General features: G+C 64.3%; 15 protein-coding genes. 3 read left to right on the top strand and 12 right to left on the bottom strand.

Going from position 1 to position 26,457, the window contains the following annotated elements; all coding sequences use genetic code 11:
• The first annotated feature begins 660 nt into the window (after window positions 1-660).
• The gene (locus tag CDO52_RS27240) at window positions 661-4,587 is read left to right on the top strand and encodes a wHTH domain-containing protein (protein ID WP_152471729.1); all 3,927 of its coding nucleotides are present in this window, start codon (window positions 661-663) and stop codon (window positions 4,585-4,587) included.
• A 1,112-nt stretch (window positions 4,588-5,699) separates the two neighbouring features.
• On the opposite strand, the gene CDO52_RS06930 is transcribed toward CDO52_RS27240, so the two are convergent.
• Entirely contained in the window at window positions 5,700-6,065 is a 366-nt protein-coding gene (locus CDO52_RS06930) for a hypothetical protein (RefSeq protein ID WP_017619851.1), read from the bottom strand.
• 176 nt (window positions 6,066-6,241) lie between these two features.
• Between CDO52_RS06930 and CDO52_RS06925 the strand changes: the two genes are divergently transcribed.
• Both CDO52_RS06925 and CDO52_RS06920 read left to right on the top strand, forming a co-directional pair.
• Window positions 6,242-7,099: a helix-turn-helix domain-containing protein gene (locus CDO52_RS06925; protein WP_017619852.1), complete on the top strand. Its 858-nt coding sequence runs from the start codon at window positions 6,242-6,244 to the stop codon at window positions 7,097-7,099.
• Complete coding sequence (locus tag CDO52_RS06920; RefSeq protein WP_086003448.1) at window positions 7,096-7,362, top strand: DUF397 domain-containing protein; 267 nt, start codon at window positions 7,096-7,098, stop codon at window positions 7,360-7,362. Before CDO52_RS06925 ends, CDO52_RS06920 begins: the two co-directional genes overlap by 4 nt.
• A gap of 72 nt (window positions 7,363-7,434) precedes the next feature.
• On the opposite strand, the gene CDO52_RS06915 is transcribed toward CDO52_RS06920, so the two are convergent.
• The 11 genes from CDO52_RS06915 to CDO52_RS06855 all read right to left on the bottom strand — a co-directional run bounded on the left by CDO52_RS06915 (window position 7,435) and on the right by CDO52_RS06855 (window position 26,448).
• Window positions 7,435-8,511, bottom strand: coding sequence for a hypothetical protein (locus CDO52_RS06915; RefSeq protein ID WP_152471730.1), 1,077 nt, complete (start codon window positions 8,509-8,511; stop codon window positions 7,435-7,437).
• 190 nt (window positions 8,512-8,701) lie between these two features.
• Window positions 8,702-10,168, bottom strand: coding sequence for a type IV secretory system conjugative DNA transfer family protein (locus CDO52_RS06910; protein WP_026126007.1), 1,467 nt, complete (start codon window positions 10,166-10,168; stop codon window positions 8,702-8,704).
• Window positions 10,169-10,188: 20 nt separating this feature from the next.
• Entirely contained in the window at window positions 10,189-11,331 is a 1,143-nt protein-coding gene (locus CDO52_RS06905) for a M48 family metalloprotease (protein WP_232524400.1), read from the bottom strand.
• A gap of 968 nt (window positions 11,332-12,299) precedes the next feature.
• Complete coding sequence (locus CDO52_RS06900; RefSeq protein ID WP_083919961.1) at window positions 12,300-13,568, bottom strand: tetrahydrofolate dehydrogenase/cyclohydrolase catalytic domain-containing protein; 1,269 nt, start codon at window positions 13,566-13,568, stop codon at window positions 12,300-12,302.
• 50 nt (window positions 13,569-13,618) lie between these two features.
• Entirely contained in the window at window positions 13,619-14,113 is a 495-nt protein-coding gene (locus tag CDO52_RS27235; protein WP_152471731.1) for a hypothetical protein, read from the bottom strand.
• Window positions 14,114-14,130: 17 nt separating this feature from the next.
• A complete protein-coding gene (locus tag CDO52_RS27230) occupies window positions 14,131-14,922 on the bottom strand; it encodes a hypothetical protein (RefSeq protein WP_026126009.1) in 792 nt (263 codons plus the stop codon).
• A gap of 40 nt (window positions 14,923-14,962) precedes the next feature.
• On the bottom strand, window positions 14,963-16,132 hold the full coding sequence (locus tag CDO52_RS06885; protein WP_026126010.1) for a C40 family peptidase: 1,170 nt from the start codon (window positions 16,130-16,132) through the stop codon (window positions 14,963-14,965).
• 72 nt (window positions 16,133-16,204) lie between these two features.
• Complete coding sequence (locus CDO52_RS06880; RefSeq protein ID WP_017619859.1) at window positions 16,205-16,870, bottom strand: hypothetical protein; 666 nt, start codon at window positions 16,868-16,870, stop codon at window positions 16,205-16,207.
• A gap of 77 nt (window positions 16,871-16,947) precedes the next feature.
• Window positions 16,948-19,269, bottom strand: a complete 2,322-nt coding sequence (locus CDO52_RS06875; RefSeq protein WP_020380411.1) for a type IV secretion system protein — start codon at window positions 19,267-19,269, stop codon at window positions 16,948-16,950.
• A 77-nt stretch (window positions 19,270-19,346) separates the two neighbouring features.
• A complete protein-coding gene (locus CDO52_RS06860; protein WP_094932272.1) occupies window positions 19,347-21,854 on the bottom strand; it encodes an ATP-binding protein in 2,508 nt (835 codons plus the stop codon).
• A 160-nt stretch (window positions 21,855-22,014) separates the two neighbouring features.
• Window positions 22,015-26,448 (bottom strand): TcpE family conjugal transfer membrane protein, encoded by a 4,434-nt coding sequence (locus tag CDO52_RS06855; RefSeq protein WP_094932271.1) that lies wholly within the window; start codon window positions 26,446-26,448, stop codon window positions 22,015-22,017.
• Between the last annotated feature and the right edge of the window lie 9 nt (window positions 26,449-26,457).

The following is a 26,457-nucleotide window of genomic DNA, read 5'->3' as shown; positions in this document are numbered from 1 at the left end:
GCATCCTCACCCCGGTCAAACGGCCGGAGGACGACCGACCCCGGCTGCGGACACCTGGACGTTCAATCGGCGCCAGCGTCACTCTTACCTCCCTTCCCGCCGCTTCCCCCATACCCGTGCCAGCAGCCCGCGACGCCTCCCGCGGCCCCATGACCGCCCCGGGCATCAATAGGGATGCCCACACGGCCCTGCTCACCGCCAAGGCGCTGGCCAGAGGGAGGGGGCGACGAAGCCCTCCAGTCCCCCCACGGCGCTGTAGCCTCAGCTCCGTCGCCCTCGCAGTGGCCGCCGCTGAAATGCGTGTAGTCTCCATTGCCGCCTTCCCCTTGCTCGCCGACTCGACCGCCGACGCCTCCCCTGCCGCCCGCACTGACTTCGACCGTCAGGGTCTGCCCAGGTTGGACGTCTGCCAGGGTGCAGATGGTGTATCCGCCGGACGCTCTACCCCCGCCTCCACCGCCCCAGAGGCACAGGGTGAGAGAGGCGACGCCCTAGGGGGACGCTGAATTCGTAACCGCCCGGTGACGCTAGTGATCGCGGGTGGACAGGGGTCTTAGGTGAGACTCACCCTCCTTTTCGCGAAGTTCGTGCATTCCAGTACGAATCGCAAGAACCTCCGACTATCCCTACCCTGGTTGAACAGCAGAGGAGGAGCAGTCTGTGGACCAAGGGAACACCCGAAACTTCATTGATGGTGACGTCAACGCGAACTGGCTGATCACTGGCCGGGACATCACTGTCAATCACTGCCCGCAGGAGACGAAGGGGGATAAGGCGGAGGGTGATCTTTGGGCGGAGTGCACAGCCGACTCCCCCGTGTGGCAACACGTCAAAGAGGGACGTCACATGGACTCCTTCCGGAACGCCGCCGTAGAGGTGTCTGCTCGCCTGAGCAAACTCCGCCAAGATGCCGAGGATCGACTTAGCGGCGATCCCTGGCTGGACCCAGGCTCAGCCATTCGCTTCCTCGAGCGCATCGGGGTCCTCATCGGAGATCCGGAGCAGGGTCCTGACTTGGATCTATACCCAGCAGAGGCATCTCTCCTTGTGCTTACGCCGCTTCTGTTTCGAGTTCAGGGACTTCGTCAAGCCGTAAAGCTTGCGGAGGTCAACCCGGCCTCCCTGGCTCAGGTAGCGAGTCCAGGATCGGAGCGGGCATCGTTCGAAGCCTTCTGCGAGAAACACGGGGTGCTAACCAATCGTGCCCGCCGTTTGTCGCTGGATGAGGGCGCCATCGGCTGGTGGCTGTTTCACCGATGGTTGCTCGAGCCGGAGAACGTTGCTGGTAAGGAGTCGATCCATGACCTCCTTGTGGATGTACAGATCCCTGAGCGGCCGTTCGGAAGAACGCTAGACCCGGAACGATTGAACCAGGTCTTCCACGGCCTACGTCGTGGACCCAAGGTATGCAATCGCGAGTACTTAGAACTTCTGAGGGCAGACGAGCCTGTTGCTCGAGCCCAGGGAAGGCAGCGCATTCGTGAACAGCGCATGACGCTTGTGCTCACGCTGGCATTCAGCATGTCGTTAGAAATGGCCTCATTGCCGATGGTGGTCGTCGAGCATCTTGGCGTCCCCTATTCCGTCGACTTGGCACAGCTGCGTCAGACGTTAGACGAGGCCCAGTGGGGAGGTCCAGATGAGCTGCCTGTACTCAAAGCGAAGTGTGATCACGAAGCGGTCATCGTTGGTCTCCGAGAGCACGTGACCCGTGTGGACGAGCTGCTACATGACTTGCAGCGAGCCGTAGGTTCGCGAGTCAATCCGCCTGTTCCGCAGCTTCCGATTCGCGTCTCAGCAGACAAAGTGTGCCCGGCCGAGGGCGCATTTGACGCCTGGGCTCGGTTCCGTATCGATGAACGTCGTGCCCGTGAGCTATTGACAGGTGTTCAGCTCTACAAAGACCGAGAACTGGCGATTCGCGAGCTGTATCAGAACGCGCTGGACGCTTGCAGATACCGACGCGCTCGCACGGATTACCTGAACCGTACCTCGTCGGTCTCCAGGCACTACGAGGGCCGGATCGAGTTCACCCAGGGAGTAGACGAAAACGGCCGCCGTTACGTGGAGTGTACCGACAATGGCGTCGGCATGGGCGAGGCTGAGCTACGTGGAGTCTTCTCCCACGCCGGGGACCGGTTCGCAGAACAACCAGACTTCCTTATGGAACAGGAAAAGTGGGAGAGCATGAATCCTCCGATCAAGCTGTATCCCAACAGCCGATTTGGAATCGGAGTACTCAGCTACTTCATGCTGGCCGACGAAATCCGCGTAACGACTTGCCGCATGGGCAGCGATGGCAATTTGGGGCCTATTCTTGAGGCTTCCATTTACGGCCCTGGAAATCTATTCCGCATAATTCAAATCACGGAACGAGGAGATTCTCCTGGAACTCATGTACGCCTCTACCTAAATGGCGACGAAGAATACTCTACTTGGTCATGCGTGGGAGTACTCGAGAGAGTACTTGGGATAGCTGAGTTCCATACTCTTGCACGAGACGCTTACCAAGTCCACGAGTGGCCAGCGGGTGAGTTTCGACCGACAGAGTGGCTCTCAGATAAACAAGGAATAAGGGCAGAAACTCCCCTTGTTGAGTGGAGCCAAGCGCCCCATGGCATAAATGTGATCTGGTGCAATAGCGGTGGAGCTCTCTTAGTAGATGGCTTATTCGTCGAACCTGACATACGACGCGGAGTCTTCTCTCGAAAAGGAGAGGGACTTACCTGTGTGATCGTAAATCTCACTGGGCCACACCTCCCTAAACAACTCTCTGCAGACCGTGCCCAAGTGCTCAGCGATATTTCAGAACAAGTGCGCTCACTGCTGGAGAAGGCAGCCATGGATTTGGTCGCATCAGGCAACCAAATCTTGAGCTTTGTCTGGATTTGCCGGCTGGCTTCTGGAAGCCCCCTACTCGCTGACATAATCACCGAATACTCTATTAAACATGAAGTCAAAATACCTCTAAAGAAAGGGGAACTTCGCACCTCAAAGACTGGAATATTCCCAGCCGACCAAGGGATTGCAAAAATTGGCGCTCCCCAAAATTATGGAAAGTTCGACACGGGAAATACCGATGTCTGGAAAAACGTTGATGGATCTGCCCCTGATCATATTGTCCTATGGAGGATTCTAACATCCGGAGAAGAAGAAATGCGCCGGGATTTATTCTCGCTCTGTCCTCAGCTATCGGATGTTGGGCCACTCCGTCCAGCACTTCCTTCGGATCAGATAATTCTGAAAAGGTCCATATCGAGCGAACGGAGTAGATGGTCCAGCCCTAAAGTGCATAAAATTTACGAGGTGGCTGAGATAATGGATGCCAAACCCTCAGAGGTCATCCTTCGAATGGATGAACTGGAGATACTGGAATGTCATCCGAAACTCCTAATGGCATTTTCTGACAGGAAAGATGTTGGCCGTCGCGCATGCGAGAAGATCATAGAAGCCAAAATTAACTCTCTTGATCCGAATGCACTTGCATGGCTAGCGAAGACATTAGACATAGAAATAATTGAAATCGGTCGTATATTACGGGAAAGTGGATTTGATATCTCTGATTTTTTGATTCGTCGTGCCTCGAATCCAATAGTCGGAGCGCTACTAGAGGCATACACATGTGAATCCATCACCTTTTTCCCCAACGGCGACGGAGATATATCCCCGGGCGCGATAGCCCGCGTCGCTCTGAATTTGGAAATGTCGATTTCTGATACGTGCGAACAGCTTTTGGAATGCGGCATACAAGCGGATATGAGATCTTTGCCCGCCGTTGCAGACGAATCACTCATAAGGACTTTGAGCGAATCCGGAGATGGACACTGGCCGTGGTTTAGTTATGCTCGCCCACTTTCTCCGGCAGACATAATATTGATCGCACAGAGACTGAACATCACTGCTTCAGACGCGGCAATGCGCATGTCTGACCTTGGATTTGCAGTACCCAAACGCTTTCCAAAGAAAACTAAAGAGAGCGATCTAGATATATTGTTCGATGAAGAAGGCCGACCCCTCAACCCGACTGATGATCTGCTTTATATGGAACTATTTGAAGCCGCACGAAACGCTGAACGCCCTCTTGGTGAAATACTATGTCGATTGCGAGAATTTGGTTTCGATATTCACCTTCACCTTCCCAACAAGACGTCACCACTCGAAGAATCACTCGCAGATCCATTCGGCCCATTGGATCTTTGGACCAGCCTAGTGAACCAACCAGTCCCCTTTGCTCGGGTACTCGTCGCATCGCAGATAAGCGGAGAGAGCCAGCTCAGTATAATTAATGCGATGTCTCGGCTTGGACTTGCGACATCACGCGATAAATTGCCTCACGACCTGCGGTTTACTGACGCGATAAAAATAATACCGATAGACCATATCGATGAAGACTCCGCGTGTATTCGCTCATCAGTAACATTCCACGAGCTCATAACTACTGCACAGAAGATGAGGGAGCCGGTCACTCGGGTAGCCGACTGGCTCAACAAACTCGGAATTTATGTGCCCGATATCGAGGAGTGCGTTCGGAATGCTATCCCGAGGATTCCTCGAGCGCGGGGATCTAAATCCTACCCAATAGAGTAACATGCATAATTCTTTTCCCTGTATCCTTAGTCTCCACTGTGGTTAAGGTTGAATCGAGAGCCATGAACGTCAACGTATCGATCCGGCTAGCAATCCCAAATCCCAGTCACAGGTAGGAGCAATCACCAAGGGCTGGAAAACTCTCATGCACTCCTAATTCTCGTTGCAAAATTCTCCAAAACCAACCCACTACACCGATAATGTGAGCTAGGAAGAGAAATTCAGGGGAGGTGCAACCGCCGATTTCGATGCGTTTCCACTTACCGCACTTCGACCATGGATACCGGATGCCTGTCTGCTTTTTCGCTCCTGACAGGAGTCGGAGCGTCCACGGCGTCACATAGCGCTGCGTTCCGTTTCTCGAAGAACTGTGCATTCTATCTTCTCTGCACGCACGCTTTGGTCCTGTCCAGGTCGTAAGTCCTGGACAGGACCAAATACAGGGGGGTATCAGGTGAGGAGGTCGAGGGCGTGGATTAGGAACATCACGGCGAGCATGGTGCAGGAGTAGGGCAGCTCGTCCCAGAGACAGAACAGCGCGCGGGTCGGGCCTGCAGTCTCGCGGAGGATGCGGTGCTTGTTGGCGAGGTAGGAACGTCTACGGTCTGCGCTGGAGTGCTGGGTGGGACGCGGCGTCCGTCTCGACTGTGCGGAGGCGGTGGCGCGAGTGGGAGCGCCGATGTGTGCTGGTGGACGCGTTCGGGACTGGCGCGGGGCCTGGCGAGGAATCGTTGGAGTCGGGGCATAGCGGCCGGGGCCGGGGAGGCGTGATCTGTCCGATGTGCTGGCGGGTGGGGGCGCGTCGGCGTAGCGCCGATGGCGAGTGGACTTTCGGGGTGTCAGGCGAGCTGTTCCGGCGTGATGGGCGGCCTGGCGCGTTGTGAATTGGCCGGCGTGTTCGGGTTCGGCTGGGGTGGCTGTGCGCCGGCGTAGGGGTTGTGCGGTCATGCTTCTTCCCCTCCCGGGGGTGTGGAACGGCGTCGAACGTGGAGGGGGTGTCCGTCCCGCGTCCCCTCGTGCGGGACGGACACCCGGGTGGCGCTCAGCGGACAGCTCTTCCCCTGCACGTTCGGCAGCTGGCCGCAGCGTCTGTGGGATAGGTTTCTGGCGCGTTATTCAGTGCTGTCGAGGATGAGGATGTTGCGGATTCGTCGCGCGGTCTCGTCGATCTCTTCGACGGGGAGGAGGCGGATCACCTCGGGTTCGACGGTCTCGTTGTTGAACCGCTCCCCCGGCCACAGCAGCCACCACCACGGGTGAGCGTTGACGGGGTCGGGCCGCAGGATCGCGCGCTGGGTGTAGTGGGCGCATGCTCGGCGCAGCCCCTGCTGCCAGCGGGAGGAGTCGGGGAGGACATAGGCATCGACCACGGAGACCGAGGCGTCGATGGTCGCCCCGAGTCGCCGCGCTTCCAGTTCCTTGGCGAGGGCCTGGAGGGGCTGCAGGGGCGAGGATGAGGGAGAGAAGTAATTGGGCATACAGGTCACCACCTGGGATGCTGGGGAGTCGATCGCTTGCTGTGATCGACCTCTCACATCTCAGCGTACGTAGCCATGGCTAAATTTCAACCGATTCTATAAAGCCATGGCTATTTTCTTCGCTCATCCGTGTGCCTAGGATCGCTAGACAACGGGCCTCCCTCAGAAAGGGCGCTATGACCGACTTGTCCCGCCAGACCGTCCGGCATCGGCGTGTGTCCGCCGAGCTCAAGCGCATGCGTGAAGCCTCCGGGAAGAACGCATACGAGGTCGCCGATGCCATGAGGTGGAACCGCACCAAGGTGCATCGGCTCGAACGCGGCGAGTGGAAACGCCTGAAGGAGGCGGACGTCCGACGCCTAGCCGACTTCTATGGTGTGGCCGACCGCAGGAGAGTCGACGCCCTCGTTGCTATGGCCAGACAGGCCAGCACTCGGGGCTGGTGGGCACGCTACTCAGACGTCCTCGGGCCAGGGTCGTACACCAGCTTGGAAGCTGGAGCCTCCGAGCTCCGCTTCTACAGCGGGATGCTGGTCCCTGGGCTGCTGCAAACCTCTAGCTATGCAGAGGCGATCTTCCGCGGTGCCGATATCACAGACGATGCTGAGATCACCCGCCGTCTCGAAGCCCGCAGAGCGCGTCAGGAGATCTTGGGCCGCAGCGACTCTCCAAGCATCCACGCCATCATCGATCAGGCTGCCCTCAACAAGGTCATCGGTCGGCCTAGCGCGATGGCAGAGCAGTTGCTGCACCTAGTCGAAGTCGGTAAGCGCGGCAAGGCCAAGGTCCAGGTCCTCCCCGACACGGCCGGATCGCACCCGGCCCTGACCGGCCAGTTCGCCATCCTGAGCTTCCCGTCGGAAGACGAAGAGCCAGTGGTCTTTATCGATAGCGCTCATAATGGCCTGTTCCTAGAAGAACCAGACGAAATCGCGAGTTATACGCTTATCTTCGACAGGCTGCGAGAGTTGGTGCTGAGTGCCGAAGACTCCTATGAGCTCATAGCCAGCCTCGTGAACCGGCTAGTGGAATGAGCAGCACGATGACCCGCCCCCTCCAGTGGACGAAGAGCAGCCACAGCGGAGGTGACACCCAGGATTGTGTGGAGGTCACCATGAACTGGCGTAAGAGTAGCTACAGCAGCGCCAAAGGCGAAGAGTGCGTAGAGGTAGCCTCGCACGCTGACACAGGAAGTTTCATTCGTGACTCTAAGAACCCAAGCCTCGCGATGCTTGGCTTCGGCTCCTCAGAGTGGTCGCGATTCATCGGAAGACTGAAGAGACCTGACCGCGGATGATCACCTGGCGGATCGCGTTCCCGGCTCAGACGAGGAGAACCGGGCTAGGACAGGTCCGCTGCGTCAGGAACCTCAACCGCTACGACTCCAGCGGATCTCTCCCTCCTTGTCCACACGCACGGATCCCTCGACGGAGACCTCCACGACTTTCTTCTGTGCGTCTCCGTCACCGTAGCTATAGGTGAACTCAACCTCTGCCTTGCCCGGGTCCGTGGTCGACACAACGGCAGGCACGTTTCCGCTGTCGATCGGGGCCGCGCTCACCTCGATCTGGGGTTCGTCGATGATCGTCCACTCGACGTCTTCGACCGTCCGGTACGTCCCTCCGCGGTCGACGTTGAACGGGCATCCGGGCGGGTTGAGCATGGTGCTCTCAGCGCATTTCCGAAGGTGGTCGCTGACCTGGCTCTTCACCTCGGCGACAGCCTCAGGCTTGACTTTCAGTTCGGTCGTCTCGAAGGGCGACTCCCTCTGGGCTTGTTCGCCTGGCTGTAGGACCACTTCGGTGGTCATGCCCCCGAAGAGCGGGTGCGTGTCCGGCACGCTGACCGTATAGGTACCGGGCAGCAGAGTGACCTCGCCCTGCCTTCTGGCGAGTCCGCCGAGGGAACCTCCGCCCGTCTCGACGACCGTGGAGGCCAGTTCAAGCCGGTCGATGTGTGCGTTCAGGAGCCGCGCCTGGCCCAGCAGACCGTCGATTCGGTCGCCCAGTTCCCATTCACGCAACCATCCGACGCTCTCTCGTCTGACGTAGATCCGCGCCTTGCTGGTCTCCTCACCGATCCTGATCCTCACGTCCACCACAGCGGAGTCACGCACGGGGCGCCGAGTGTCCTCGATTTCGCTGCCCGCCGCGTTTCCATAGGTCACTTCGGTGATGGCCAAGTCGTCCGGTGGCGTGTACCCGTCTTTCAATGCCGCGTCGGTCATCAGCGGAGAGTCGACACCCATGAGGTCAGCGATGGCGTCGGCCTTCCCCTCAGCTAGCAGGCCCAACAGTTCCCGAACCGGTTCTTCGGGGCTGGAGAGCTGATCCTGCACCAATCGCTGTCCTGCCGCCAGCAGGACCAGGACGGCGGCAATCCCGCCGATCACCACGAGCCGCCGCGCGGTCCTCTTCCTGCCCCTCTTCTCTTCGGACGCGTACACCTCCTCGGCCCGAGGCTCCACTGGGCTAGGAGCAACCGGTGCAGCAATCGCCGTCGCCAGCGGCGTGCCGCAATTCCGGCAGAAGCGTGACGACGCCCGCGCCGCAGGGGCTCCGCATTGAGAACAGGGTGGCGGTGCGGACGACTCGGAGGGTGCGGGGGGCTGCATGTGCTCGTTCATCATCCGTCCGTCATCCGCCAGCCGGGGTGTACCCGCTGACATCCCGGTACTCCGGGACCAACCCGGCCGGGCGGGTCTCAACCTGCATCGGTGGCTCGGACTGCCACCACAGCCAGGCATTGTGTGGCGGCATCTGCTGTATCACCTCAACGGGCAGAACCGGCCTGTAAGACGAGCCGATCGAGTGCTGGCGCGCCGCGTCGGCAGGACTGCCCAAGCCGCCTTGGCCGCCGGCCCCGTACGCCGGATTGGCGCCGTCAATCGCGCGAGAACTGTTCCACTCTCCGGGCCGATTCAGTCGGTCGGGAGCGGCAAAGGCCGGATCCATACCCGCCGCGTGGAAGGTGAGCTCAGGGACGCTGTGTTCCCCAGCCCAGGCCGAGATATTGCGCAGGTCGCTGTCGTTCGACATCCCGCCATAGATGATCTTGGCGGTGGTGGCCGTCAGGATCGCCTGCTGCTCCTCCGCGCCGTAGCGGGCGCGCAGTTGCGCTAGCGACTGCGCGGCCCACAGCGTGATGATCCCGCGGCCTCCCCCTTCTGACACGAGAGTGGGCAGGCTCTTCAGCGGGGCGATGTTGGCGACCTCGTCCAGGGCGAGCAACAGCGGCCGGGCGAGTCGGCCACCCTGCGCTGCCGCGAGTTCGGCGGCCCGTTGGGCGATCGAATCGATAAGCCCAACGATCATCGGGGCAACCACGTCCTGAAAATGGCTCGGTCCCACGATGAAGAGGGTGGAATTGGTCTGAAGGAAGTGGTCGACATCAAGGTCTGTGGCGGAACACGTTTCCAGCACGCGCGGCTCGGCGGTCGCCTCCAGGCAGTTCCGAGCCACCGAGTAAAAGCTGCCACGTTCGCGCTCCCCCAGCAGCTTCACCGCCTCCAGATCATCGGCCCACCCCTCGGCCGCACTCTGGTGCGCCCGGATGGTCTGAGCGGGACGACGTACCTCCTGGCGGGCCAGCCAGCGACGGACTTCCGATATCGAATCACCGGCTAGCGCAGCCGCGTGGAACAGTCCGCGCAGGATCATCGCGGCCCCGGAGCGCCAATGCTCGCCATCGCTCAGCCCTCGCCCAGCCACGGCCGTCATCGCCTGTACACGCCGAAAGCAGACGCTGGGATCCTCACACTCGGCCAGTGGGGACCAGCGGATCGACGTCGCCCGGTGCTCGCTCTCGAAGGGGTCGTAGACGTAGACACGGCCGCCGTTTCCCGAGGCGATCCTCCCGCGCCAGTTTCCGCAGAAGTCCAGGATGTCGCCACGGGTGGAGGTCGACACTGCCGGTCCCGCCCAATACAGCAACGCTGGAATGATGACCCCCGAGGTCTTGCCATAACGCGGCGGCCCTACGACACCGACAGAGTCCGAGGGCTTGGACCACACGCGTTTGTATCCATCATGGGGGTCGAGGCCGAGGTATACCCGGTGCTCAGGGCGGAGCCGAACAGCCGGTGTCGGCGCGAACGTATGCATCGGTCGTCTCGCCGCGCTTCCTAGTCCTTGTCCGGTCCGGTTCGGACCATGGTTGCCTGCGGTGTCCGTCGAACCATCGACGGTGTGCCCGCTATCGGGTAGTGGCCGTGGGGACTCTCCAGCGCTTCCAGGCGCAGTTCGGTGGGCGGATGGGTGGCGAGAATCGAGGCATCCCACCCTGACCGGGCGCCATCGAATCCCTGACGCAGCCAGGCCAGAGCCCGATAGAGGCCATCGCCGTATCCAGCCGCCTTCGCCTCCGCGTCGGCGCGGTACTCGCAGCGACGCCACTCGGCGGCGTGCAGTGGCATGACGATCTTGTCGACCGTGACGTACACACTCCAGAGCACGGCCCAGACCAGAAAACGCAGCACACCCCAGCGCGCAGCCTGCTGGACCTTGACCGCTATCTCGTAGACGACGTATAGGGGCAAGGCGAGGCCTTTACCCCAGGCCATCACGACTGCGTCGCCGTTCTTCCAGTGGACGATCTCGTGGGCGAGGATGCCCGCCATTGCTTCCTCGTCGTAACGAAGGAAGTCGATCAGGCCCTGGTTGACGACGATGTGCCGGGTCCAGGTGGTGGCGTTCGGCTCACGGCTGTCGTCAATCAGCAGAACCGGCACGCCAGGGGAGCCGAGTCGGCGGGCCGCCTCCGCCATGAGCGGGATCAGCCATTGCGCCTCACGGCGACTCGGTCGCCGCGCCCCGGTAATGCGCAGTCGCCACCCCTCACAGGTCATCGAATAGAAGGTGTAGAGAACGGCGACGAAGAGTGCTGTTATCACCTGACCCGCCACCGCCGCGAGCGGCCAGGACGGGTCTCCTTCGTAGAGAAGGCGCCAGAAGTCCGAGTACACCAGCCACACCATGACCCAGGCACCATTGAGGAAACCGAGTATTCCACCGATCACCCCGCCGATCTGGAAGGCGGCCGTGGGGAGAAGGTCCTCGACATTGACGGGGAAGGGGAGCAGCACGTTCAGCAGCACCGTCATCCGGGTCGACATGCCGGGGCCGGCGATCGTTCCTGACACCACCCCAATGAGCCCGCCCGCGATAGCGCCGACCGCTGCGAGGAACAGCGCGAACGGAAGATTGAACCACGCCGCGATGAGTCCTGCGGCATTGCCTCGGAGGTTACGGCCGGCCACTGCGCTCACCGACCGCCGTACCCCTCCGCTCAGCTTCTGGATTCGTGTCGCCGCCTGGACCTGTCGTGCCCGTAGGCGTTCGGTCGGTGCCGGAGAAACCAGCTGAGTCGAACAGCGCTGACAGGAAGTGGATCTGGATTCCAACCGGGTTCCGCAGCTGTCGCAGAACATCCGCTTTTCCACGCTCCTTGTGTTTCCGTCCGGCAACGGACCCCATCGCTCTACCGCTTCTGCTGCTACCGAGAGCGTGAGCTATGGCGCTTCCTCTAGCCACTGACCGGAGGGTTCGGATACGCGAGTGCGATCGCGGGTCCACCATGCGATGTATGACTCAACGTCCGACTCATCCATCCGGGGCATGGGGACATGGTCAGGGTCATGGCGTACCTGGGTGCACTGCGCGAGGTCTCGTGCGAGGAACTGTTCCAGGTGAGGAAGATGGCGCTGCGACCAGTCGAGCGCCCACAGCACAGAGTCGGACCGACCAGGGCTGCGGTAAGCACGGTTCCAACCGGCGTAGGTGTCGAGAAGGACCTGAACGACAGCGGGATGCCGGTACCAACAGGGGCGCAGCGCTTCCCCTACCCGCGGATGGTGCACAAGCACCGACGTCATCCACTCCCGCAGCTCGTTGAACACGCACCTTGCTGCGTCCGAGTCCAGATCCTGCCACGCCACCGCGTCCTTCTCCGCACGGTGCGGCGGCCTCGTGTGAGAGTCCTCCGACAGCTGGTCGGCCAGTGCCTCAACTTGATCCTGAATGGCTTCAAGCCCTTCGACTCGATCAGCGAGTCTTGCCAACTCCGCTCGGAGAACCGCCACACTCTCAGCATTCACGCCGGACAGCGTGACCGAATATAACCCGACATGTCAATCTCGAAGAAATACAGATCAGGTACGGCCGACGGGTTCACTTGCTCCGGCAGCGAGGGCCATTACATCATCGAAAGGCTGGGATTCAGCGACATGATCACTGTCTAAGCCAAGGTCGGGCCGTCCGGTCCACGTGCCTGTAGTCGCTCAGTATCGTTCCTCGACCGAAGGCGTTCCTCGGACGCATCTGCGCGGGAGGCTTCCCTCTGTTCAGGCTGTTCGCGGCGCTCCTGCGCGAACTGACGCAACCTCTCCGCGAGTCGGTGACTCCGTGCTGCCCGTTCACGCGATTCTCGTCCTTCCGCGGACCCAGGGGTTGCGACCGTCGCACCTGATTTTCCAGGCTCTCCACCCGAAGCATACGGACTCTCGGACGCGACCGTTCGGTCTGTCACCTCCGACGCTGGGTGACCAACGCTCGCGCCGAGATCCGCTGATGCTGCTTCAGGCGGGTGGCGGGAATACTCAGGGAGATTTGGATACCCCTGGCCAGGGACGACGAATGTGTGGTGCATGAGGTCCTGTTGTCCCGGATCGCGGGGGGAATGCTCCTGGTACCTATCACGTACTACATCCATCGAAACTTTCCATGATGGAATCGATGGATCAACTTCCTTCTGAACGGCTCTTTCCATCAGCACAGCCATCTCTACCGGCCCGACCCCTCCAGGAACCGGAGTGATGACCTCCGGAAGGAAGGCAGCATCCTTACGAACGTCCCCCGATATGGCCCCGTCTTCCTGCGGGACGAACCCGGAGTCGATGACGAGACGGTGGCCCGAGTGCAGATGCTCTCGCCCCAGTGTCCCTGGGCTTCCGGTAGCGGAGATCACGACGTCAGCCTGCCGTACGACACCCAGGTCATCACCGATGTCCAGGACTATCGGTTCAATCCCTCGGTCACGGAGGAGACCGACGACTCCCTGCCCAACGAATCCCCTTCCGCCGACCACAGCCGTGACAGACGAATCATCCAGGAATGGATCCGCTACTCGGACGATGCCGTCAGCAGTGGCACAGGAACGGTACGGCGATCTCTCGCCCGTCAACGCATCGATATCCTTGTCCGGGGAAATTTCAGAAATCGCACGCCCCAGCGGATGCCGAACAGGCATCTGCACAATGATACCAGTTACCTCTGGACTCGAATTTGCTACGTCCACCCTTTCCAATAGATCATTGATGGGAGAATCATAATCAAGGATTTCTTCTCGAACGCCGAAACCGATAGACGATAGATTTTTCGATTTCTGCTCAGCGGAAACCCTGGCCGCCTCCAACCTTCGGCGAACATCAGGTACACCTGAATCACTTTCGAAGCGAATTATTTCAACAATCTTTCCGCTTCTTACGATGTCTTTCCGGTACCCCATATATTCACTTCGCACATGGCGAAGGATGGACCGCCCAGATATCTCTCTGTTCACCAGTATTTAATTCCCTCAAGGCCCACCTTGACGACGTCTTCCTCCACCGTCGACGTCGGAAGGCCTTCCAGGATCTCGATGGCTTCCTGTGGCGGAAGCTCGCGGTGCTCCCGGATATCATCCGAGACACCGTCGACACCTCGGTGCAAGGGGATGAGGATGTACCCCTCATCATCAGGAAAGCCATAAGACGAGAAGCGGCCGTAATGCTCAATCCACACCGCATCATCGGGTATCACTTCCCCGATCTCCGCCAAGATATCGATGAGCCGACTGGCGGCTGACGAGTAGTCACTTCCCAACTGATATTCAAACGGGCTAGTTCTCAGTGCAGAAAGCTCTACGACCGGCACCCTTCCTCCGGGAGAGAAAAAGACTCGACCGAGGCAGTGGGCCTCTCCACCGAGTCGATGCCTCCAGTACACGGCGGCAATAATGCGCCTGGCCCCGTCGGGGAATGTTTCAACAGCAACCGGATGGTCCAATCCCACTATGAGCACTCCTTCTTTTACTCGGGAACCCAGATTCCTAGATCGACTTCCATCCGGGAAGCCAGCTTCTTGACTTCACTCTCGAAGGCGCTCTTCGGAACGAGGGAAGACGTCGAGTCGTCGGACGTCGCATCCATCCGGACTTCGTACACGACAGACTTGACTTGAGCAAGGAGGACGTACGTCGTCTTGTCGCTATCGCTGCCGGACGCTCCATAGACGAAGTACGAACGATCGGTGAACTCAGAAAATGCGCCCTCTCCCTCGTCCTCAACCGATGCGACGCCGGACTCCAGCCCCTTCGCGCGGTCTTCGAACTGGTGGGAAGCGATCTCGACGGGCGTCTCCTTACCCGGAGAGGTGATGGTTGCTTCGTAGGAAAAGTCGAAGTCCCACGGGTAGACGGAATTGTACTCGGGGACGAGTTTCCAGTCGCAGTCATCAGAAACGGTCCTGATGTCATCGCTGCTATACCCGTCTTCCTGAGCCGAGTCCACATACCCTTGTCGTGAATCCACACGACTAGCGTTCAGACGTGAAATTGACGGGATGCTTGTCTTGCAGAGGTTCAGTTTCCCAGGTTCAAGGGAGGTGTGCGGCGCCCCGGTCGCCCCGGCGGCGACTCCACCGCCCTGGTTTGTGGCCGAGTCAGCGACATCAGAACCCAGACTGAAGATCGACTTCACGACCCCAACGACCATCCCGACGACAAGAAAGGCGGCCAACGTACCCGAGGCGAAGACGACAAGAAATGCTCGCCACCCGTGCAGGCCCACTTTCTTCTGCGGGGTATCGTCTCTTTCAGGCATATTCGATCCTCATGGTCGGGGAAGGTGCCGCGTTGGGCGTCTACTTACCCTGGGCCGCCAACTGCGCCTTCACGTCGGGGTGCTCCAGCGGCCTGGTGAAGCCCAGGATCGGCGCCCTGCCAGGGGCATCGTACGGCCGGGTGGCGATCGGGCCACAGTTGGTGCACCTGGCCTCAACCATCAGCCCATCGCCGATCACCATGCCGACATGCCCTGGCCCCGGAGGCTCGTTTGAGCGCGAGACATCGAAGAACACGAAGTCCCCTGGCTGCTCCTCGCCCTTCTTGATCTTGGGGCCGAACTTCCACTGATCCTGGGAGATCCGAGGAATCGAGACACCGATGCTCTCGTACGCCTTGAGCAGCAGGCCGGAGCAGTCGAATGCGTTGGGGCCAGTGCCACCGTAGAGGTAGGGCTTCCCGCGTTGTGCCATCGCCCAGTCGACTACGGCCTGGGAGTATTTGTCGGGTGCCTGCCCGATGGGGGCACCATCCGCGGTCATTTCACAGTTGACGGCCACATCGATGGCGGAGCTGACGTCAAAACCGCCGTCCGCGTACTTCTCCGCCCACTCCATGACGTCGTCCACGTACCACCAGGCGTGGTTGTAACCGAAGATCGCTTTACGCAGGTCGTTCTTGGCACCGTGAGCGATCAGGTAGTCGGCCGCCGCCGGGATGGCATCGGCAGGGTCATAGACGTTGACGACTCCGTCGTCATTACCGTCTTGGCCGTACCCTTTGTCAGGCCGGTCCTCGACGGGCATGATCGGCTTGCCACCCCAGCTGTTACCCGCTGCCGAGCCGTCCTTGGCACCGAACTGCATCGGCCCGGCCGCACCCCAGTCATTATGCCCCTCGGTGATACCCGGCCCATCCCAACGGCCGTGCTTGCTCTCCACCTGACCGATTCCCGCGAGGACATTCCAGGGGATCCCCTTGTCCTTGCCCACTTTCTTGTAGGTCTCGAGGTAGTTCTCCGGGATGGAATCTTCTGCATAGCTGCTCATCGCGGCCTGGTCGGCGTCCTGACCCGGGGTGCACTTCAGGCCGCCTACCAGGCTGCCCAACCCGGCGTTGAACGTAGCCACGGGGACAACGATGACCGCGGCTGCGAGGGTTCCGGCCACCATTAGACCAACGCCCACGGCGAGGCGAGTGATGGCGGAGCCTCGATCGTCGGGGATGGGGGTTGTGAAGAGGGAGATCACTCGGCACCTGCCTCAGACGAGTACCTGCGAAGGGGGGAAAGTCGGCGAACTAACGGTGGGGGAACCGAGGCATCAACCGTCTCCGCGATTCCCGGCATCAGCGGGTTGGAAATCGAACACCTGCCACTCGCCGCCCTTCTTCACCACCGTGACGGCGAAGTCACCCAGGTCCTCCTTGAATCCGTCCTTGTCCTCGGTGATCGACTGGACCTTGACCACGAACACGACGGAATCCTTGTCGATGCTCTGGAGCAGCTTCACATCAGCCCGTCCCTCGGCGACGGCCTTCTTCTCGGCCATCTCCTCCCACAGGCTCGTTGCCCCGGAACTCTTTGCGAGCGTCTTCGCGTAGTTCTTGGTCGCCAGCTCCTGCATCGACTTGTAGTACTCCTCAGGAGACTTCGAGTAGTCGATCGTGCCGTAGGCCGCCGCGAACCCCTGGGCAGTCGCGGCGGCAGCCTTCACCTCGTCCTCGGACAGCGGAAGCCACTCCAGCACCTGCATGTCCTTGGTGGCGGTCGTCGGGATGGGACTGGGCGGAACGGTGGCGGGAATGTCGGCCCCCTGACCAGTGGGCCCCGACTCTCCCCGCGCCTGATCCCGTCCCGTGGGTTCCTCCCGGCCGTTTCCGCCGTCACTGAAGCCGCCCAGGCTCAAATAGATGCCGAATGCGACCAGCACGACGACGAGCGCCCCGAAGAACAGGCGCTGCTGACCTTCGGTGAGGGGCTTGGGCATGTCGAGGGCTTCCTATCTGGCGCTCGGTCTGTGTCGAATCGGGAGGCGTCGGCTACTTGTGGTGCGCTTCTTCGGCATCAGCTGTCCTCGTCCCGGAGCCAGAAGGGGATGTCGCGTTTGTTCTCGCGCTGGCGCTGGGCTGCCGAACCGGCCCAGAAGGGGCTTGTCGGAGCATCACTGTCCTTCTTGCCCGAGCCCGTGAGCCAGTTGCCGCCCTCCTCGCGGCGCGCGCCGGGCGCTGGGCGCGGGGGCCGCGGTGGGGGCGCCGGCTTGTCCTTGCGGGTGTTCGGCCCGCCCCACCGGGAGCCCCTCGACGACGCATTTCCCTGCGGCGGCGTGGCCGTTCGCCCTCGGAAGATGCCCTGTCCGGTGCTGGGTGCTGACCGTTCCGTGCTGCCCGCAGGTGGTCGATCGTCGTCACCGGCACTGGCGGCACGTTGACCGCTGCCGGAGTCGGTGCCGAACACCGATGCCCAACCCGTGTCGCCAGTTCCCGTGTATCCACCGGAAGGACGGGGTGGAATGGGGCCGGTACGGCCTCCGCTATGCGACGCTCCCGCCGACGCCCCCAGCCCACCGGATGCCGCCTCATGGAGCCGTGGCGCCTGGGAGGAGCTGCGCTGGGTAGGTGCTCCCTGCTGGGAACGCCCCGCATCGCTATCGCCCGCGCTGTTGGCCAGATGCAGGGGTGGCGGAGCCGACTTTCCGCGCGCGCGGCCATAACCAGCGGTTCCACGGGCTCGACCGGTGTCCGCACGAACAGCGGCTCCTTCGCCCTCGGCGGGCTCGCCCGCGCCCGTTCCACGCACGCTCTCCGCCGCCGTATCCGGTCCGCCAGAGTTCGCGGCCCCCGCAGGCACGGCACTCGCCGCGGCTGCGATCTGCGGCGCGCGCTTAAGTCCCCACTTCTGCCCTCGCATGTAGGCGACCGGCGGCAGGACGTTCGCGCTCTTGCTCAGTGCACTGCTGCCCACGGCGTCGCTGACCATGCGCGAGGTGAAGGTGTTGGCGTTCACCGAGGCAAACAGGTGCGCGAACGGCTTGCGGTAGATGAACAGCGCCACGGTGAAGAGGGAGAGCAGGATGACCTGCAGGCCCCACCCGATACTCATCGCCATGACCAGTCCGTAGCACATGACCAGGAGGGCGATCAGCAGGACCATGAAGACCTGCTTGAGCAGCAGTCCCAACATCATCTCGAACCATCGCAGCAGCACGGTTCGCCCGTATCCCGGATGGATGCCGATGAGGAGGAAGATGGGTGAGAGCAGGAGGAGCAATAGAAACCCGATCTTCAACACGATCAAGGCAACCGACGCCGCGAGAATAAGCCCTCCCGCGAACACCGAGGCGAACAGCGCCAACGCGGCTACGCCTAGCCGACTCCCCTGCTGGTCTCCTTCGAAAAGCGGGTAGACGCCCGGGTACGAGGATTCGATGCCCTTGGCGATGTCTTCGTACTTCTCCTGTTTCTGGGCGACCAGCTCCTCGGGCTCGACCTCACCATCGGCGAGCTGCTTCTGCTCAATACGGCTGATGCCCTGCGCCTCGAGGAGATCCACCGCGTAGAACGCAGAAGCGCTCTCGGCTGTGTCGTTGCCAGAGCCGAACACCCCCGCAATCCACGGCTGGCATACCAGGCTGCTCCACAGCATGTCGGCATTACGTCGAACGGCGAAGTCACTGTCGGATTCCCATTCGGCTTTCTCCACCGGCGTCGCACCAGCAGGACACGCGGTCGTGGCACCTGGGACCGAAACCTTCGACACCGCCGTGTTCACCAGCTGGGTACCGGAGTTCACCACGCTACTCGCCATGGTGAGAATCTGGCCCGGGTTCACCATGATCCAAATACCTATGGCCGTCGCCAGCACCATCCACACCGCGCTCTCGACGGTGAGGGTCAGGCGTTTACGGATCAGGCCGTACCAGCCGAGCCACACGGCTCCGAGGATGGTGATCGTGGGCAGGAGGGGGCGCCACACGCCTTCGCGAAGCTGGATGATGACGCCCTCGACCATGTCGTTGAAGTTCGAGAGCAACCCGTCCGACGTCGCCGCCTGGTAGACGGTGATCGTCGACTGGTTGATGGTCTTGGACAGCTCCCACGTCGTCGTGGTCAGCGTCGCGACCGCCGCCGAGCCCATCTTGTCGACGCAGGACTCGCGGATCACGTGCCACTGCTGCCCGGCCGTCCCGTACTGCCCGTACAGGCTCGCGTCCGGTGGCAGGCCGTCAGGTGATCCAACGATGGATGACTGGGACTGCGGCGGGACCAGGAGTCCGTCCGCGCCGCTGCCCGCCGCCTCCGGCTGGGGGGCAGGTTCCCCCTCGCAGACCGGGGCGGCCTGGACGCTGCCGATTGGCACCAGCACAAAGGCCAGAACCAGCAGCGCCATGGTCAGTTGTCGTTTCAGTTGCCTGCCGAAGTGAGAGCGCGGGTTCCTCAACGCCCCGGCCGACCAAGTCCTCACCGCTACTCCTGCCTTGTGGTCCCGATACCACTGCCACCGGTACCCACCAGGGCACTGTCGGTACCGCCATCGTCGTCCGCGTCGGGCCTCTGGCGTGTCGGGTTGGTGTCGAGCCACCGCAGCAGCTCCTCGGACACCAGGTCGACGGCGATACGTCCCGCGCGGCCGTCCAGGTCGCGGAAGATGCACTCGCCGTTGCCGAGGTTGCGCAGCATGCCCATGTGGTCCTCGGAGGGCTCAACCCCGAGCAGGGCCATGACGCTCTCGACCTCGTGGCGTTCGGTCGACCGAAAGGTGAACACGCTGGACAGGCAGTTGGTCACCTGCTCGTTGAGCAGGTCACCCGCGTTCTGGCTGACCAGAATCAGCGCGGTGTTGCGCGACCGCCCCATGCGCGACACCTCGGGCACCAGCTTGGCGCCCTCCGGTGTCGAGGTCACGGCCCAGGCCTCGTCCAGGAAGATGGCCTTGGGCAGGTGGCGGTCGAGCCCGTTCATGAGTCTCCGGGCGAACTGGCTGACCAGGTAGAGCAGGGCCACGCTGAGCCGCTGCTCGTAGGAGTAGTCGTCACGCTGGATGGTGGAGTCGGGCAGCGTGAGCCCGCCGAGGGTGAAGACCGTGGTCCACCCCTCGGTGTCGATCTGGGTGTCGCCCTGGGGGTCGAAGCACAGGCTCGCCAGCCGCATCTCCGACATGGAGCGCAGCACCGCCCCCAGGTTGCGCGACGCCGCGTCGTCGGAGTCCTCCAGGAACTGGACGACCTTGTCGAGGCTGGGCCGCGGCTGGTTGGCGACGGCGGCCACCGCCTGGATCATGGCCGACTCCCGCTCTTCGCTCATTCTGGGCAGGAGCAGGCGAAGGGTTTCGGTGGCCATCGTCTTCTGCGCCGCGAGGTCGTCGCCGAAGGAGAACGGGTCGAGCAGGCCGGGCTCGGCCGATCCCAGGGACATGATCCGCGCCTTGCGCCCGCGCCGCTGGAGGAGGCGGACGAGGGACTCGGCGTCGCCCTTGGGGTCGATGGCCGCCACCGTCACGCCGCGTAAGGCGAGCTGGTGGATGAGGAGGAGCGCCAGGGTCGTCTTCCCACCGCCCGGCTCCCCGGTGATGGCGATGGCCGTGGGCCGGTTGCGCGCCGCCGCGACCATCGGGTCGAAGTGCACGATCGAGCGCGCCCGTCCGAGGGTTTCCCCGATGTAGGGCCCGGTCCAGCCGCCTCCGCCCGCGCCCGGGTCGTGCCGGTCGCCCACCTCGACGGTGGCGGTCGGCATCCCCCCGGCGATCGTGCGCAGCGGCTGACGCTGGGCGTAGGCGTTGAGCCGGATCCGGTCGCCCGGCATGGACTCCAGGAACAGCGCGAACTGGTCGCCCGTGGAGTTGGTGACGTCGATGCCGATGTCGCGGTAGTGCTCCACCACCGCCTCCACCCGCTGGTTGAGAAGGTCCTCGGTGGGCGCCGACACCATCAGCCGGTGCCAGCCGTAGACGAACGGCAGCCGCTCCTTGGTGATGCCGTGCTCCAGCATGCGCGCGGCGTCGATCTGCTCGGCGAGCGCGATGGGCAGGTCGGCCCCGGCCTCGCGGATGTGCGCGTCCATGTCGCGGGCGTGGGCGAGCTTGCGGCCGACGTCCTTGCTGGCCTTGGCCGGCGGGATGAGCTTCATCCGCAGGCTGAGCTCAACGGGGAACGGCAGCGCGTCGGAGAAGTGCAGCCACGGCTCGCCGTCGGGGAACGGCATCAGGTCGGGGAACCGGGAGAAGGAGAGGTAGGCGACGTAGGTGGAGCCGGAGGGCTGGTCGAGGCGGAGCATCGAGCGCCCGTTCTGGATCACGCCCTCGACGAGCTGCTCGATCTCCCCCTTGCCCCAGGTGCGGCGGTCGGTGGCCGAAGTACGGGGTTCCTCGATCGTCCCGGTCACGGCGTGCCGGATGAGCCAGGCGAGCTGGTCGGAGGTGGCGTGGCGGGCGTGCAGCGAACTGGCCGCCAGCGCCCGGCCGAGGCGCTCGGACTGGTCGGTCCAGCGGGCGATCTCGCGGTCGTCGATCGCGTCGTCCTCCATGCCCAGCACCTGCTCGGTGCGCTGGTAGGCGTTGAACAGCTGGGCGAAGACACCCTGGCTGAACTGCCCGCGCACCCCGCCGCGCTGGCCGAGCCGCACGCCGAGGTAGACCTCCTTGGTCCAGAAGTCCTTGGCCCACACGTGCCGGTACATCTCGTCGAGGTAGTCGAACCAGCCGGGACCGGAGTCGGAGGTCGCGTCGAGCTTGGTAGCCCACTCGGCGGCCGGGTAGGTGCGGTGGGCGACGCGCAGGTGGACCTCGGCGTCGTCCATCCGGATGGCGGCGAGGGCGATGGTGATGTTGGTGGCGAGGGCTTCGCGTTCCTCGGGGGTGGAGAACTCGTAGGAGACCTTGGGCAGCCGGAAGTAGGCCCAGGCTTCCGCGTCGCTGAGCAGGATGCGGTCGTCGAAGTAGCGGACCGCCAGGCGGCTGCCACTCCTGCTGCCGTTCATCGGGTGCCCTCCTTGGTGATGGTGCCGTGGGTGGTGCTGCAGCGCGGTCCTTTCCCCTCTTCCGCCGATCTTGGGAGAGAACGCCGCCCATCCGCTCGGGTTCGGCGCTCTCTTCCGGGATCGGCCAGAGGAGGGCGGTGGGGTGCGGTGCGGGCGGGGGTCACCGGCGGGCTCCCGAGGGTGCGCGTGTACCGGTGCCGGGGCCGTGGCCAGGGCCGGCAGGTGCCCGGCCGGATCCGGCGCCGCCGTTGAGGCCGTGGAGCAGAACGCCGCCGAGCGCCGCGTGCGCGCGCCGTGTGGTGGCCCGCAGCGCCGTGACGTCCACGATCTTTCCCGCCGCCAGGTGGTCGTCCCACGGCACCCGCACGATCGCCCGACAGCGCCCGCGCGCCACCCGCTCGGCGTCGTCCACATCCCCGAGGCTGCGCTTGCTCACCCCGTTGACCACGACCACGGCCCGCATGCGCAGGCTCGCGTATCCGTGCCCGTCCAGCCACTCGAACGTCATGTCCACGGCGCGCGCGGCGTCCGCGCTCGCCGGGGCCACGAGCACCAGCCCGTCGGCGATGGGCAGGGCCCGCGCGACCCCGGTCGCCGCTGGGTCGAGCAGGGTGAGCCCGTAGTAGTTCGCCAGCAGGCTGGTCAGTCCGGCGTAGTCGCGGTCGTCGAGCGTCTGCACGTAGGGGTCGTCGAGCGTCGACACGACCTCCAGCCCGCTCTTGGCCTGGGACGTGTACTTGCGCATGCCGAGGTAGCCGTGCACGGAGTCGGCGTTGGCAAGGAGGGAGGTGAGGGTCTCGGGCGTCTCCGTCCGCACGCGGCGGGAGAGGGCGTTCAACCCCGGGTTGACGTCGACCGCCACGACCCGTTCGTCGCGGTGCGCGGCGAGCGTGTGGCCGAGCATGAGCGTGGTGACCGTCTGCCCGGCCCCGCCGGTGCAGCCCAGCACGACGACCCGGCGTGTCCCGCGCAGCGGCGTGCGCAGGCGCTCGACGTCCTCCTCGGACAGGTCCGAGCGCTGCGGCACCGTGGAGCCGCCGGTGACGACGCGGGCCAGGCGCCGCCAGCCCCGCGTCCCGCCCGCGGTGGGCGTGTCCTCGGTATGGCCGGAGGCGTCGTCGTGCCGCGCGGGCGTGCCGTGCGGGGTGTCCGTCAGGCTGGCCTGCTCGCCGGTGCCGTGATCGAGCTGCAGGGTCGGCTTGTCCTGCCCCTCGCCCGCGGGCGTGCCGGTGCCGGAGGCGACGCCCTTGGCGTCGTCGGTCGCTTCCCCGGTGTGTTCCGGGGGCTGCCCCGGCGGTGTGGTGCCGAAGAGGTCGCTGATCCGCCGCGCGTTCTGCGCGACCCGGTTGAACACGCCGTCGTCGACGTGGTGCGCATCGCGCGGGCCGTGGCCCTCCGGGCGCTTGCCGCTCGTCGTGGGGGTGCGCTGGATGGGACCGACCGGGCGCGGTGTGGAGCGGCGTGGCGACGGCGTCCTACCGCTCTCGGACTTCTCCGGGTGCGCGCCGATGGCGGGGGTGCCGCCGGTCGGGTTCGACCGCATGCTGCGGGACAGGCGTTCGGACCGCCCGGTGTCGGACTTCGCAGTGCTGACGGTGTCGGGCTTCTTCTCACGTGGAGTGACGCGTTCACGCGGGTGCGCATCCGAAGCGGACGCCGCCGGGCGCTCGGGAGCGGGGGCGGGAGTCGGGGCGGAATCCGCGGATGCGTCCGAGGTGCTGGTCGGTGCGTCGGTGCTCTGCTCGGGCACGGTGTCGCGGGTGCTCTGGCGCTGTCGAGAGCGGAGCGCGGCGGCTTCGGCGGCTTCCAGGTCGGCGGGCGTCGCGCGGCGCGGCGCGGCGCCGATCTCGGAGAAGCTCTCGTGTTCGCCGGTGCCGTGGTCGAGTTCCAGCGGCGGCTTGTTGGCGGCAGCGGGCTGATCTCCGCTGCTGTCGGGGGCGGCGTGTGTGGTGTCCGCGGCGTCTGCGGTGGATGCGGCGGGGGCGGCGCGCTTGTCGCTCGTGGTGTCGCCGCTTGGCTTCGGGCGCGGCTGACCGGCGGGCGTGTCGGTCGAGGGTGTGGACGTCGTGGACGCTGGAGTCGTCTGCTGCTTCGCGTCTTTGTGCTGGGTGCTGGCCGGAGCCGCCGTGGCGGCTGGGTCGTCGGTGAACCAGTCGACCTGCGGACGCGGCTTCGGCCCGTCGGCGTCGGCGAAGCGCGGCGGCGGGGGCGGCGGGGTGTCGGTCCGGCTCAGGTGACGGTCGAGGACCTCCAGGCGCTCGGCCTCGGCGGCGTTCCTGGGGCGTTCGGCGGATTCGGTGGTGTCCGCCGCCGCGGCGGCCTCCGGGCGGGAGTCGGTCGTATCGTCGCTCACGGGTCGAGGTGTCGTGTGGGCTTTCGGAGCGTGCTGTGCGGCGGACGCGTCCGGCTCGTCGTCCGCGGTCGCCGGGGTCTCGGAGATGTCCGGGGTGTCCACGGCGACCGGGGCGTAGTCGAACTCTCCCTCCACAGCGGGGGCGGACTCCTCGAACTCGACGGTCGTGGAGTCGCGCTCCTCGTCCGTGGAGGCTGTGGCGGACGAAGCGCTTTCCGTGGCGGTGTCGCTCTCGGAGCTGTCGGTGGCCGACTGGGGGGAGAAGACGCGCAGGACACCGGACATGTCTTTGTGCTCGCCCGTCCCGTGGTCGAGTTCGAGCGAGGGCTTACCGGTGGAGGAAGCCGCCGGAGCGGGTTCCTGGTCTGCGGATCGCGTGGCGTCTCCTGTGGTGCGAGATGCGTCGTTGTCCTCGGTGTCGTCGGTGGCCGTCGGCTGCGGCTCGTCGGACGTATCCGGCGTCTCCTTCGAGCCGCGCGGTTCGTAGAAGTGTGAGGACACGGGCAGGTCCCACGGTGCCGCATGCGGGCGGCGGCGGGGACTCTTATCCACAGGCTCTTCGTGGCTTTCTTCGGGAGAGGCGGGGTCTCCCAGGCCATGGGCACGCTCGACCGGCGGCGGGGGTGCCACGCGTTCCCGCTCCCGGAGGTCGTCCCGAGCGTCGGATGTCGCGTCGGGGTGGAATGGTGCCGCCTCTGCGGCCTCGGGCGTCGGCTCGCTGGACGGCGAGGGCTGCTCGGGCTCTGCGGGCGTGATCGAAGCGGCGTGGTTGGGCTGGGTCGGCTCCAGGAGCGTGGCACGCCGGCGTTCCAGGCGGCGGGTGGCCTCGACCGCCTGGGCCCGGGCACGCAGCCGGTGCTGGGGCGCGAGGCCGGCCGGTGCGCGCAGCTCGCGGGCCGACACGGGTTCGGGGGCTGCCTGTGGCTGCTCCGTGGTGGCCCTGGGCTCCGCGATCTCTGCCTCGGCCTGCTCGGAAGGTGCCTCCGCAGCCGGCTCCTCGGGCTCGGGCACCTCCGATGGGGCCGGTTCGGGGGCCGACATCATCTCCTCGGCGCGGCGGCGGGCGGCGACGTCGGTGTCCTTGCCGCTGGCACGCGCGTCATCCACGTCGAGCGGCGCCATCGGACCGGTGTCGCCGCGCTCGTAGGCGGCCTTGGACGACAGCGGCCAGGGCGTCTGGCCGGAGGAGCTGCCGAGGTCGGAGATCCACTCGGCGTCGTGGTCCGCGCGGCCGTCGTCGTCCTGGTCGGTGAGGTCGAGGCCGGGAATGGGGCCGCCCCGCGCCCCGGCGGTGGTGGGGTCGGTGTCGGTGGCCCGGTCCGTGGTGGCGGGTCGGGCCGCCCGCTCCGGACCTGCCGGGTGGGTGGGGGCGGGCCGGTCCTGTTTCGGCAGGGCGAAGCCGAAGTAGTTGAGGACCCTCAGGCCCACACCGCGCTTGGGGGCGGGCCGATCCGCGGACTCCTCGGTGAAGTGGACGGGCGCTGGCGGACGGGCGGCCTCGGCTTCCTTGATCGGCTCGACGCGCTCGGTCGACTCCACCGGCTCAGGGGACGCGATGGGCTCGGCGGCGCGGGGCCGCTCGTCGTCCTCGATCTCACGCCGCTGCTTTCGCTTGGTGTCGAGTGCCAGCGGTGGCGCGGCCCGCGGGGGACGGACGGATGCCGCGGGTCCTGCCGCCGACGGCGTCGGCAGCGGCTCGGCCTCCGGGGTGCCGTGGTTCACGGCGTCGCCCCCCACACTGGTGCGCGCCCGGTCGCGCTCCACCGGCCGCTCGATCTCGGCCAGGGCGGGCGCGCCCTGCGCGGCGCGGACCGTGTCCCGCTGGTGCGCGGTCTTCTTGTGGATCACTGGGAGCGGGCCCGCGGCGGGGTCGCGGTGCCACACGCGCACCGCGACCCGCACCTCGGTGGGCTCGCGTTCCGGGCTGAGGCTGGTGTAGACGCGGGCCTCGGCCATGTACCGGACCTGCGACACCACCAGCTCGCTGAGCCGCTTCCCTTCCATGACCGGTCGGGTCGCGAAGAAGGTGATGACGAAGGGCGGGACCAGCCAGAGCACGTGCCAGGGCGGATCGGTCGTGAACGGCACGCCGATGACGGCGAGCAGCGCGAACCAGATGGCATACGTGCCCAGGAGAACACCAAGGAAGACGACCGAGACCGGCTGCGGCAGTCGGAAATCGTAGAGCTTGTACAGCCGCTTCTCGATGCGCCAGATGTTGGTGTACGTGGGCAGGTCCACGTCCCCTGC

It is taken from the genome of Nocardiopsis gilva YIM 90087, from assembly GCF_002263495.1.
Classification (GTDB): domain Bacteria; phylum Actinomycetota; class Actinomycetes; order Streptosporangiales; family Streptosporangiaceae; genus Nocardiopsis_C; species Nocardiopsis_C gilva.
The sequence above is the reverse complement of the archived record's forward strand: the minus strand, read 5'-3'. Positions and strand labels throughout refer to the sequence as shown.

Coding starts and splice junctions, on each gene's coding strand:
- CDO52_RS06910 (WP_026126007.1), bottom strand. CDS start 10,168: ATGCATACGTTCGCGCCGACACCGGCTGTTCGGCTCCGCCCTGAGCAC.
- CDO52_RS06880 (WP_017619859.1), bottom strand. CDS start 16,870: ATGCCCAAGCCCCTCACCGAAGGTCAGCAGCGCCTGTTCTTCGGGGCG.
- CDO52_RS27230 (WP_026126009.1), bottom strand. CDS start 14,922: ATGCCTGAAAGAGACGATACCCCGCAGAAGAAAGTGGGCCTGCACGGG.
- CDO52_RS06925 (WP_017619852.1), top strand. CDS start 6,242: ATGACCGACTTGTCCCGCCAGACCGTCCGGCATCGGCGTGTGTCCGCC.
- CDO52_RS06875 (WP_020380411.1), bottom strand. CDS start 19,269: ATGGCGCTGCTGGTTCTGGCCTTTGTGCTGGTGCCAATCGGCAGCGTC.
- CDO52_RS06920 (WP_086003448.1), top strand. CDS start 7,096: ATGAGCAGCACGATGACCCGCCCCCTCCAGTGGACGAAGAGCAGCCAC.
- CDO52_RS06930 (WP_017619851.1), bottom strand. CDS start 6,065: ATGCCCAATTACTTCTCTCCCTCATCCTCGCCCCTGCAGCCCCTCCAG.
- CDO52_RS06900 (WP_083919961.1), bottom strand. CDS start 13,568: ATGGGGTACCGGAAAGACATCGTAAGAAGCGGAAAGATTGTTGAAATA.
- CDO52_RS06860 (WP_094932272.1), bottom strand. CDS start 21,854: ATGAACGGCAGCAGGAGTGGCAGCCGCCTGGCGGTCCGCTACTTCGAC.